The organism is Paenimyroides marinum (assembly GCF_900108395.1).
Taxonomy (GTDB): Bacteria; Bacteroidota; Bacteroidia; order Flavobacteriales; family Flavobacteriaceae; genus Flavobacterium; species Flavobacterium marinum.
The window spans coordinates 42,487-51,704 of record NZ_FNXE01000022.1 but is presented as its reverse complement, the minus strand read 5'-3'; the positions used below and the strand labels follow the sequence as shown (position 1 = coordinate 51,704).

At 34.4% G+C, this 9,218-nt stretch carries 11 protein-coding genes and 1 pseudogene; 7 read left to right on the top strand and 5 right to left on the bottom strand.

Annotated features, from left to right (window positions below; all coding sequences use genetic code 11):
* Both BLW20_RS15000 and BLW20_RS08630 read right to left on the bottom strand, forming a co-directional pair.
* Nucleotides 1-180, bottom strand: a pseudogene (locus BLW20_RS15000) (IS982 family transposase); the annotation flags it as partial.
* A gap of 204 nt (nucleotides 181-384) precedes the next feature.
* The gene (locus BLW20_RS08630) at nucleotides 385-873 is read right to left on the bottom strand and encodes a DUF3570 domain-containing protein (protein ID WP_245725296.1); all 489 of its coding nucleotides are present in this window, start codon (nucleotides 871-873) and stop codon (nucleotides 385-387) included.
* A 79-nt stretch (nucleotides 874-952) separates the two neighbouring features.
* Here BLW20_RS08630 and BLW20_RS08625 point away from each other — a divergent pair, with 79 nt between their 5' ends.
* Together BLW20_RS08625 and BLW20_RS08620 are read left to right on the top strand one after the other, a co-directional pair.
* The gene (locus BLW20_RS08625; RefSeq protein WP_091099097.1) at nucleotides 953-2,335 is read left to right on the top strand and encodes an MATE family efflux transporter; all 1,383 of its coding nucleotides are present in this window, start codon (nucleotides 953-955) and stop codon (nucleotides 2,333-2,335) included.
* Nucleotides 2,336-2,338: 3 nt separating this feature from the next.
* Nucleotides 2,339-2,569: a hypothetical protein gene (locus BLW20_RS08620; RefSeq protein WP_091099091.1), complete on the top strand. Its 231-nt coding sequence runs from the start codon at nucleotides 2,339-2,341 to the stop codon at nucleotides 2,567-2,569.
* Between the two features lie 15 nt (nucleotides 2,570-2,584).
* Here BLW20_RS08620 and BLW20_RS08615 read toward each other — a convergent pair whose 3' ends face one another.
* The 3 genes from BLW20_RS08615 to BLW20_RS08605 form a co-directional block, all read right to left on the bottom strand.
* Nucleotides 2,585-4,087: a succinate CoA transferase gene (locus tag BLW20_RS08615; protein ID WP_091099083.1), complete on the bottom strand. Its 1,503-nt coding sequence runs from the start codon at nucleotides 4,085-4,087 to the stop codon at nucleotides 2,585-2,587.
* Between the two features lie 163 nt (nucleotides 4,088-4,250).
* Nucleotides 4,251-5,123 carry a nucleoside phosphorylase gene (locus BLW20_RS08610; RefSeq protein WP_091099079.1) on the bottom strand — a complete coding sequence of 291 codons (873 nt, stop codon included), beginning with the start codon at nucleotides 5,121-5,123 and terminating at the stop codon, nucleotides 4,251-4,253.
* Between the two features lies 1 nt (nucleotide 5,124).
* Nucleotides 5,125-5,475 (bottom strand): translation initiation factor, encoded by a 351-nt coding sequence (locus BLW20_RS08605; RefSeq protein WP_091099076.1) that lies wholly within the window; start codon nucleotides 5,473-5,475, stop codon nucleotides 5,125-5,127.
* 80 nt (nucleotides 5,476-5,555) lie between these two features.
* Between BLW20_RS08605 and BLW20_RS08600 the strand changes: the two genes are divergently transcribed.
* The 5 genes from BLW20_RS08600 to BLW20_RS08580 are packed head-to-tail and all read left to right on the top strand — an operon-like array spanning nucleotide 5,556 to nucleotide 9,172.
* Entirely contained in the window at nucleotides 5,556-5,759 is a 204-nt protein-coding gene (locus tag BLW20_RS08600; RefSeq protein WP_143037764.1) for a hypothetical protein, read from the top strand.
* Between the two features lie 30 nt (nucleotides 5,760-5,789).
* Nucleotides 5,790-6,635 carry a substrate-binding domain-containing protein gene (locus BLW20_RS08595; RefSeq protein WP_091099068.1) on the top strand — a complete coding sequence of 282 codons (846 nt, stop codon included), beginning with the start codon at nucleotides 5,790-5,792 and terminating at the stop codon, nucleotides 6,633-6,635.
* Nucleotides 6,636-6,644: 9 nt separating this feature from the next.
* Nucleotides 6,645-7,574 (top strand): transglutaminase-like domain-containing protein, encoded by a 930-nt coding sequence (locus BLW20_RS08590; RefSeq protein ID WP_091099065.1) that lies wholly within the window; start codon nucleotides 6,645-6,647, stop codon nucleotides 7,572-7,574.
* A 2-nt stretch (nucleotides 7,575-7,576) separates the two neighbouring features.
* Nucleotides 7,577-7,951, top strand: a complete 375-nt coding sequence (locus BLW20_RS08585; RefSeq protein ID WP_091099062.1) for a DUF423 domain-containing protein — start codon at nucleotides 7,577-7,579, stop codon at nucleotides 7,949-7,951.
* 60 nt (nucleotides 7,952-8,011) lie between these two features.
* A complete protein-coding gene (locus tag BLW20_RS08580; RefSeq protein ID WP_245725295.1) occupies nucleotides 8,012-9,172 on the top strand; it encodes a TlpA disulfide reductase family protein in 1,161 nt (386 codons plus the stop codon).
* The last annotated feature ends 46 nt before the right edge of the window (nucleotides 9,173-9,218 follow it).

Below are 9,218 nucleotides of genomic sequence, written 5' to 3'. Positions count from 1 at the left end.
TTGAATATAGAAAATGTAAAAGTGCTTAAAGCATCTGAAACCGCTCAAATGAAAAAGAATCATAATACTGATTATTTCACTGGGTGACATCATTGGGGGTCTTTTAGATTTGTTTCCAATACTGTTTTTTTCAAGAAAAGGAAAAAATTGCTGGCAAAATTCATCAACAAGACAAAAAATTTACTCACTATTTTTTATTCTATTTCTGTGTTCGTGATGTGCTTCGCAGTTCTGTAATTTTATCGAAATTAATCATAAGAAATAGTTGTTTAAATATTTAACAATCAGATAATTAAATATACAACTATTTCTTTTTTTACACAATATATTTATCCTAAATAATAATCGAACTCAGGTTATAAAAAATAACCCATTTAAAATGGGTTATTTCTTCTTTTTCAAACTAAATCCATAAGCTAATCGCAAAGCTATCTGGTCTGTTTCGTAATCGCTGTAATATTCATATCGAACACTTGCGTCTAAATATTTATTGGCAAAACCAAAAACGGGAGCCACAATCAATGAATTATCAATGTTGCCATTCACACCAAAAGCTGCACCGGCTTCACCCATTGCATAAAACTGATTTCCCAAAAAGTATTTAAAACCCAATTTTGCAGGTACAAAACCTACTTCTTCAGGTTCTGCAAACAAATGGGTATATCCCGACGTTAGGGTAATCGATGTCTTTTTTGTAAAATCGTATTGTAAACGTGCATCAATTCCCAAGCTTCCATCGTAATCACCATCTGTGGGGAAACCTCCGTTTAAACCTAACCCTAAGCGAAATCCTTTGTTATACGGAGTCTGGCTAAAAGCTGCCGAACTTAAAACTAAGGTTCCAATAGCTGTAAATATCACTTTTTTCATCATCTGAACTTTTTTAGAGATAATATATCCAACTGTTGTGCCAATACATCGTTTTTAGTGGGTATCTTTGCAAAAAAAATGAATGAATTTAAAAAAATACACTCAGGAATTTAACTATAATTTTAAATTGGCATATCCAATAATCCTTGCAATGCTGGGACATACCATTGTGGGAATTGTTGACAACATTATGGTGGGAAAAATTGGCGCTACCGAACTTGCGGCTGCTTCATTGGCCAATAGTTTTGTTTTTATAGCCTTATCTGTTGGGGTGGGTTTTTCTACGGCAATTACTCCTCTTATAGCTTCAGCAGATACTGAAAATGATATTGTTAAAGGCAGAAATGTGTTTATAAACGGTGTGTTTCTTTGCACCTTTTTAGGAATACTTTTGTTCACCCTTTTGTATTTTTTTAAGCCTCTCATCGATTTGATGCTGCAACCTGTAGAAGTTACCCAAATGGCTAAACCATTTTTAGATATAGTAGCGCTTTCATTAGTTCCTTTGGTTATTTATCAGGGATTTAAACAATTTTCCGATGGAAAATCTCAAACAAAATATTCTATGTATGCCACCATTATTGCCAATATTGTGAATGTGGTTTTTAATTACTTATTGATTTACGGTGTGTGGATTTTCCCCGAAATGGGTATGATGGGTGCGGCCTACGGAACATTAATATCAAGGATTGTAATGTTGCTGTATTTTGTCTTTGTTTTGTACCGATTAGATGTTTTTACACCCTATCTGCAAAAAATAACATTAAAAGAGATTAACTTAAAGACATCTAAATACATTGCAGGCATTGGCATTCCTTCATCTATGCAGTCTTTGTTTGAAGTAGCCTTGTTTACAGCTGCTGTATGGATTTCCGGAATGTTGGGCACCGAAGCGCAGGCAGCCAACCAAATTGCCTTATCAATGGCTTCAATGACCTTTATGTTTGCTTCGGGACTAAGTGTAGCCGGAATGATTCGCGTGGGTAATCAAAAAGGATTAAAAGATTACGTTAAAATGGAAACCGTAGCAAAATCAATCATGTTAATGACTTTTATTTTATACTGCGGATTTGCATTGTTTTTCATCCTTTTTCATAATTATATTCCGTTATTATTCTTAGACACCAATGATACCGAGCAGCTTTTAATGAACCATGAAGTAATTGAAATAGCAGGAAAATTATTGTTAATCGCAGCGATCTTTCAAATATCCGATGGTATTCAGGTAACTGCGTTAGGAGCATTACGGGGTTTGCAAGACGTTAATTTACCCATGATTATTACTTTTATTTCATATTGGGTAGTTGGATTTCCGCTTTGCGTTTATTTAGCTTTATATACCAATTTAGGTGCAGAAGGTATTTGGTACGGATTATTGGCAGGATTAACCGTAGCAGCATTTTTTTCGTATCTTCGCTTCAATTATATGTCAAAAAAATACATTAACAACCATATTAAAATTTAAACAATGGATTTACCGAAGTTCGTTTTAGCCGACAACACTGATTTTCCTGATAATTTATTCGTAATTCACTTAGAATACCCGCGTTTTATTATTGATTTAGAAACAGAAGACATTGAGTTTTTAGAAGAATTAGACGAAAGTGAGGAAGTTGAATTAAAAGAAGAAATGAATCGATTAATTGATTTGGCGGCAACATTTTACGAAAGAGAAATTACCCGTTTTGCCGAGGAATAAAAAAAAACACTTGTTTTACACAAGTGTTTTTTCTTTCTGCATACTTCCTGTTTGTTTTAAACGGGTATGGAATTTAAATGCTTCTTCTAAAATATGTGGTGTTTGTCCGCCGGTTTGTTCACAAGCTCGTTGAAAATAATCGCGAATTTCTGCTTTAAAATCAGGGTGTACGCAATTTTCAATAATCACTTCAGCACGTTCTCTTGGTGCCAATCCGCGTAAATCTGCCAATCCCTGATCGGTTACTAAAATATCAACATCGTGTTCTGTGTGGTCATGATGTGTTACCATTGGTACCACGTGCGATATTTTATTTTCTTTTGATACCGCCGGACATACAAAAATACTCAAGTACGCATTGCGGGCAAAATCACCTGAACCACCAATGCCGTTCATCATTTTACTGCCCGAAATATGAGTAGAGTTCACATTGCCGTATATATCAAATTCAATGGCTGTATTGATACCGATAACGCCTAATCTGCGAACTACCTCGGGAGCATTAGAAATGTTTTGCGGACGCAAAATCAATTTATTTTTGTATTTATCAAAATTTTCTATCAGTTTGGCATAACATCCTTCGGAAACCGTGATTGAAGACCCTGAGGCGAAATCAAGATTGCCTGAATCGATCAATTCAAAAGTAGAATCCTGCAAAACTTCAGAATACATGGTTAAATTCTTAAAATTGGAATCTTTAAATCCCATTAAAACCGAATTGGCAATTTTACCAATTCCTGCTTGTAATGGTAACAGATTATAAGTGAGTTTTCCTTTAGCTACTTCTTGTTCAAAAAAGTTTAAAAGATGTTTTGAAATAGCTGTTGTTGTTTCATCGGGTTCTGCAACTACTGCCGGCTGATCGTTAATATCTGTATAAACAATGGCCGCTACTTTTTCAGGATCAATTTTTATAAATGGTTCGCCCATACGATCCATGGGTGTGTGAATATTGATTACATCGCGGTTGGGGTATGATTCAGGTACCGAACAATCATGAATTCCCCTAAAACTCAACGGAATTTGCGTATTGATCTCGATAATAATCTTTTTAGCTTGTGAGGCAAAAAAAGCAGAATTACCTATTGAAGTCGTTGGTACAATATTTCCGTTTTCATCGATTAGCGATGCTTCAATAATAGCCACATCAACTGGGGCAATATGTCCGCAAATGAGCTGTTCGACTGTTTCACTTAAATGTTGATCTATGTATTTTAGTTGGTAATCGTTGATTGATTTCCGCAATGCGGGATCTGCCATAAAAGGCATTCTGCGTATTAATGCATTATTTTCCGCCAAATCGGCATCGGTGGTATATCCTAAAGAAGCTCCTGTAATTAAAGTTATTGCCACATCTTCATTTTCTGCTCTTTTAGCAAAAGCCGGCAAAACCGATTTGCTATCGCCTGCTTTGGTGAATCCGCTTGCGCCTACCACATGATTATTTTCAATTAATAATGCCGCTTTATCAGCAGTAGTAATCTTGTCAGCGTAAGCCTGATATAAAATTCTGTTCATTATTTGAAATTGCTTATTATTTAGTTCTTCACAAATTTACAAAATACTCAAACATTAAAACCGAAGCGAATAAATATTTTACAAACAGACGCATTTACCAATAAAGTAATCAATTTTTTAAGAAATAATTTTTATTGATTAAATAGAATTTCATTAAAAAAAATTATTCAATAATTGTATTTAATGCAAATTGGATCAATTCGTCGATGGTTTTGTATGGATTGGCACTAAAATTTCCATCTTTTCTATTGGCAACGATTGCATTTAAAGATATGGCTCTGTGATTCAATAATTTTGACAATCCGTAAATGGCGGCTGTTTCCATTTCTAAATTGGTTGCTTTTAAGTTTTCAAATTCAAACGAATCTATTTTGTCATTCAACGCAGCATCGCTCAATTTTAAACGCAACACCCTGCCTTGGGCTCCGTAAAAACCACCGGCTGTTATTGTTATACCCGAAAAAACGTGTTCTTTTTTGAATTTTTTTAATAAATCGTTGTCGGCTTCCACGGCATAAGGCATCCCCTTTGTTTTATCCCAGACGGTATGTTTCACAAATAATTCATTCATTGATTGGTTTTGAATATTTTGCGAATCATAACTGTGCAACATATTATCGGTACCAATGGCGGCGGCTGAAACCAGAAACGCATCAACGGGAATATCGGCTTGTAACGATCCTGATGTTCCCACGCGAATAATATTTAAGCGGGTTAATTGGGGTTTTACCATGCGGGTTTTTAAATCGATATTTATCAAAGCGTCTAATTCGTTTAGGACAATATCAATGTTATCAGGACCAATTCCTGTGGAAATAACCGTTAAGCGTTTTCCTTTGTAAATACCCGTTTGTGTTTTAAATTCTCTTTTTTGCGTACTGAATTCAACCACATCAAAATATTTGGTAATGGCTTCTACCCTGTCTTGATCGCCTACAAAAATAATGTCGTTTGCAATATTTTCGGGTTTCAGATTCAGGTGGTACACACTGCCATCAGGATTTAAAATTAATTCTGACTCTTTTATATTTTTCATATCAGCCTCCTACTCTTTTTACTTTATAGCCTTTGTTTTTCAGGTAATCCATTATTTTATCGCGAAAATTTCCCTGAATAATTATTTCGTTGTCTTTTGCACTGCCACCCACGCCACAAAGTGTTTTAAGTTCCTTGGCTAATGCTTTTAAATCATCGGCAGATCCCACAAAACCTTTAATCACTGTTGCTGTTTTTCCACCCCGGTTTTTCTTATCTAAATGTGCTTCAAGCAACTGCTCGCCAGGTGCCAATGTTTCTTCAGCATCAGCATTTCGATCGAAATCAAACTCTTTATTGGTAGAAAACACAAATCCGCCTAAATCTTCTAAACTTGATATTTTTTTTGCCATTTTTAACGATTAATTTTGATTATCAAAGATACATAAACTATACAGAAAGCTTATTTTTGCTAAGAATAAAATTAGCCATTTTGAAATTAACCATTTTACATCAGTTGACACAAGAAGCTATCGATGCCATTGCAAACAAACAACCGTTACTTGCAAAGAAAAAAATTGACAGCGCCCAGGAATTAATCAATGATCTTACAGATTACACCACCATTAACGAAGAGCTGGTTGAATTATCAAAATATCAAACATTGATAACTATGTTAAATAATAAATTAAAATAGTACATTTACGTAAAAAAGATCCATCAATAAATGAAAACTGTAAGAATTATAGGCGTACCCGAACATTTTAATTTTCCGTGGCAGCTAACGATAGATGAAGGTTTGTTTCATCAGGCGGGTATTGATGTTCAATGGAATGACGTACCTGAAGGGACAGGAAAAATGTGCGAGATGTTGCGTACAGACGAAACCGATGTGGCCGTGATTTTAACCGAAGGTATTTTAAAGGATATTTCTAACGGAAACGAATCGGTAATTTTGCAAACCTTTGTGCAATCGCCTTTGCAATGGGGTATCCACGTAAATGCCAAAAGCAGCTATCAAACCATTGATGATTTATTTGGAAAAACAGCAGCTATTTCTCGTTATGGATCAGGTTCTGAATTAATGACGTATGTAAACGCTTCTAACCAAAACTGGGATTTTGATTCTGTTAAATTTGAAGTGGTTCACACGATAGATGGTGCCGTGGAAGCATTATCTGCCCAAAAAGCCGATTATTTTATGTGGGATCGTTTTATGACACAACCCGTTGTTGACCAAGGTGTTTTTAGACGTGTGGGTGTGTGTCCCACCCCGTGGCCGTGTTTTATGATCGTGGCACGAAAAGACTTTTATTCTGAAAACAAAGCAATGGTTGAACATCTATTAGAAATCATCAATCAAACCACCAGCGAGTTTAAAATGATACCAAGTATCGATAAAACATTGGCAAGCGTTTTTAATCAGCAGTTAAGCGATATTAAACAATGGCTACAAATTACCAAATGGAGTCAGAAAAAGCCTTCTGAAACCCAGTTTAACCAAATTATTGCCGACTTATTAAAATATAACATCATAAAACAACCTTTAAAATACAGTGAAGTAGTTGTATAAAAACCGCTGATGAAAAAACCAAACATTAAATTATTGCGTACCCTTAACAAGTTTAGCCTGCCTAAACCCTGGGACACTATTATAATTTTTTTGTTAACGGTTTTAATTTTAATTCCGGTTTTTATCATTATGCATCAAAATTTAATTGATCCGGAGTGGCCCCTTCACTTAGACAGGATTTTACTTTTTTTGGTCATTACTTTAATTGTAACGTACTGCTTACATTACATAAAACGGTTTTTATTCTTTGCAATTGTTCTTTACTTACTGGTTTTATTATTTGGAACGTTGTTTACAGGTTACGGTTTTAAATCGGTTTTTGAAGATTATCGTTCCATGATTTATGCTATGAGCGACAATCCTAATCCGCAGGATATTATTGTTTCAAAATTGTTGCCTTTTCCTAACAAATCAAAAATTTTAAAAGCAATAGAATTTGATAATCCCCAAGTACGCAATTTTGCTGTGGGCGCTACATCAAAACATTTCAGAAACATCAAAGGCTACAGAGAATACCGACAAATTATTCAATGTTTTGCGATTTTTAAAGAAATTCAAAGCAAATGGAATTATGTAAACGACCCTAAAAACCGTGAATATATTGCCACCGCTTCAGAATCGTTACAACATTTTTCGGGAGATTGCGACGATCATTCCATTTTAATGGCGGCATCTATCAGAGCTATTGGCGGAACACCAAGACTGATCCACACCAAAGAACACATGTATCCCGAAATGTTGATTGGAACAAAAGCCGACCTGGAAAACGTTATTTATCTGATTAAAGAAGTTCTATTTGTTCAGGAATCAAAAGGAAGAACCATACATTACCACATAGACGAGCGTGGAAAGATCTGGCTGAATTTAGATTATACGGCGAAATATCCCGGAGGACCATTTATGTCTGAAGAAATTTTAGGAGAATTAACATTGAACTAATTATGAATATTTTTATTACCACAGGAGCCGTTTTTGGCGCATTAGGAATTATTCTTGGCGCTTTTGGTGCACACGCTTTAAAGAAATTTTTTAATGATGAGCAACTAAAAAATTTTGAAACCGGCGTAAAATATCAAATGTATCACGCATTATTATTAGTACTTGTAGGATTTAATTTAAAGTTTGTCACAAATTATCAAAACCTGTTATATTATTCGCTAACTTTAGGCATTATATTGTTCAGTTTCAGTATTTACGGACTTTGCATTAGTGGAGCTCTAAACAAAAAGTTAAAAGTTTTAGGTCCCATTACACCCATTGGCGGATTACTGTTGCTTTTAAGCTGGATTCTGTTAATTTTAAACTCTATCAGTTAATTTTAATTTTATTAACATTATATTTTATACATTTACCCCAAATTAAATTTACTATTTTAAATGAAAAAATTTTTTGCGCTTGCGTTTACCGCAGCAGTTTTAGTTTCTTGTAATAAAGACGGATACACAATTAACGGTGAAGTAAAAGGTTTTGAAGACGGAACTAAAGTTTATATTAACAAACAAGATGAAAACGGATTTACCAAAATAGATTCAACGGTAGTTAAAGGCGGATTATTTGAATTTAAAAACAGCAAAGCGCCAGAAGTTGATTTATATTTTATTGAATTGGATACCACAAAAATGTTTATGTATCCTATGGTGTTAGAAAAAGGTGAAATTAAATTCTCTTTTGACAAGGCAAATCAGGAAAGTACTAAAGTAACTGGTACAAAAAACAACGATTTAATGACTTCTTACAATGAAGAAGCTCTTAAAATGCAGAAAGAAATACAAAAAGAAATGCAGGATTTTGAACAGCAAAACCAAGCTGCATTTATAGAAGCACAACAAAAGGGGGATCAGTTAACAATACAGTCTTTAAGAGAGCAGGTTTCTAAAATTCAAGAAAAATATGTTGATTTCAACAAAAACTTTATCAGCACCAATAAAGATTCTTATATTTCTTTGTTGCTGTTAACGCAATTGGCAATGTCTGATGCCTTGACAACAGAAGAAATTAAAAATTACTACAATGCTTTCGATGCTTCTGTAAAAGATACCAAAAAAGGAAAAGAGTTTGCAGATAACTTGAAAAAAATTGAAGAAAACGAAAAAGAGCATGCTGCAAAGCAAGAAAAAGTAGCTATTGGAAAAAAAGCACCTGATTTCACAGCCAATACTCCTGAAGGTAAAGCAGAATCTTTACATAAAAACTTAGGAAAAGTAACTTTGGTAGATTTTTGGGCTTCGTGGTGTGGACCTTGTCGTAAAGAAAACCCTAACGTAGTGGCACTTTACAACAAATACAAGGCACAAGGTTTTAAAGTAATCGGCGTTTCATTAGACAAAGAAAAAGAAAATTGGGTAAAAGCTATCGCAGACGATAAATTAGATTGGTTACAAATATCAAACTTAAAATATTGGGACGATGAAATAGCGAAAGAATACGCAATTGATGCAATCCCTGCAACGATCCTTTTAGATGCAAACGGAACAATTGTTGCTAAAAATTTAAGAGGAGCAGAATTAGAAGCAAAAGTTGCAGAACTTTTAAAATAATATTCTTTCAAATATCATAAAAAGTCGGTACATTGTTACCGACTTT